The following is a 1,622-nucleotide window of genomic DNA, read 5'->3' on the forward strand; positions in this document are numbered from 1 at the left end:
CACAGAAAACTCATATGGTGACTCGTTCCTCGTCACCACCATCTAAAATGAAAATGATTCCGACCCACGTTTAGTTTAGCTCCTCATTAGATTGACCAAAATGAAAGGTACAACAATACAACCAGGCTGAGCTTTTTTTGGTGGATTATCATGAATAATACCCTGTACAGAAAACTGGTTGTGGCAGCTGAAGAACCATTTAATGTGATTCAATCACGGATACAAAAACTTTTATCCATTGTCTCCTGCCGCGTGTATTGTTAACCATTTTTAAGAGGTGAATTACTATGGAAGCAATGATTAAAAGATGTGCAGGCCTAGATGTACATCAAGAAACAGTCGTAGCTTGTGCTTTAACCGGTGAATTGGATAAAAAGCCAGTAAAAACGATTGAAACCTTTCCAACAACGACAATTGGGTTACTAGCATTAAGCGATTGGTTATCCAAACTTGAAGTTACGGATGCCGTTATGGAAAGCACCGGCGTATATTGGAAACCCGTTTGGAATATTCTTGAGGATAATTTCAATCTGGTCCTCGCTAATGCAAGACATGTCAAAAATGTTCCTGGACGGAAAACAGACGTAAAAGATGCCGAATGGCTGGCTAAACTTTTAAGATGTGGTCTCATTGAAGGCAACTTCGTTCCACCAGAGGATATTCGCGATTTGAGAGATTTGACTCGCTATCGGAAGAAGTTAATCCATCTTCGCACTTCTGAGCGGAATCGAGTCCACAAAATCTTACAAGATGCAAACATTAAACTTACTTCTGTCTTTAGTGACATCTTCGGCGTTTCTGGCCGCCGTATTTTGGAAGCCATTATGAATGGTGAAAAAATAGAAACTTTAGACCTACAAAGTATGGTAGATTACCGGTCAAGAGCGAGCCTTGAAGAAATAGCTCAAGCTATAAATGGACGCATTCGCCGCCACCATAGAGACATGCTTCGATACCATTGGGATCATATGACTTATTTGGAAAAATCAATTGAAGAGCTGGAAGTTCAAATCGATACTGTCTTAATTCCTTATCGTAAGGAAGTAGAGTTATTGGACACAATTCCTGGTGTTAATCAGAAGGCAGCTGCTACCTTTATTGCAGAAATGGGCGTCGATATGTCTGTATTCAAATCGTCAAAACATTTTGCTTCATGGGGCGGTTTGTGCCCAGGTAACTATGAAAGTGCCGGTAAAAAAAAACTAGTAAAACAACAAAAGGGAATAAGGCGTTAAAGACAATGGCTGTAGAATGTGCGCTATCAATAAACAAACAAAATAACAGAATTACAGCCCATAGGAAAAGAATTGCTAAAAGACAAGGGAAAAAGAAAGCAGTCGTTGCTTCCGCACATTTGATTCTAACCATAGCTTACAACATTCTTAAAACGGGAATCCCTTATCAGGAACTAGGCCCTGATTATGCAAAAAAACCGGTAAAGGACAAAGAGCTTTTGATGATCAACTATTTAAAGAAAATGGGCTATGAAATAACTCAATCTGATCAACAATCTGCCTAAATAATAATATATAAAACATTATAAATTAGCTCTTCAAAAAAAAATTAATAGATGGAGGGCCTGCTTTCGTATGGCATTTTTACCAAGTTATTTTCATACAAAA

General features: G+C 38.3%; 2 protein-coding genes. Both read left to right on the forward strand.

The window, feature by feature from the left end:
• Nucleotides 1-287 precede the first annotated feature (287 nt).
• Nucleotides 288-1,235, forward strand: a complete 948-nt coding sequence (locus tag M5A78_RS24550; protein WP_248737884.1) for an IS110 family RNA-guided transposase — start codon at nt 288-290, stop codon at nt 1,233-1,235.
• 5 nt (nt 1,236-1,240) lie between these two features.
• Nucleotides 1,241-1,519 carry a hypothetical protein gene (locus tag M5A78_RS24555; protein WP_248737885.1) on the forward strand — a complete coding sequence of 93 codons (279 nt, stop codon included), beginning with the start codon at nt 1,241-1,243 and terminating at the stop codon, nt 1,517-1,519.
• The last annotated feature ends 103 nt before the right edge of the window (nt 1,520-1,622 follow it).

This window comes from Neobacillus rhizosphaerae (assembly GCF_937468385.1).
Taxonomy (GTDB): domain Bacteria; phylum Bacillota; class Bacilli; order Bacillales; family Cytobacillaceae; genus Neobacillus; species Neobacillus rhizosphaerae.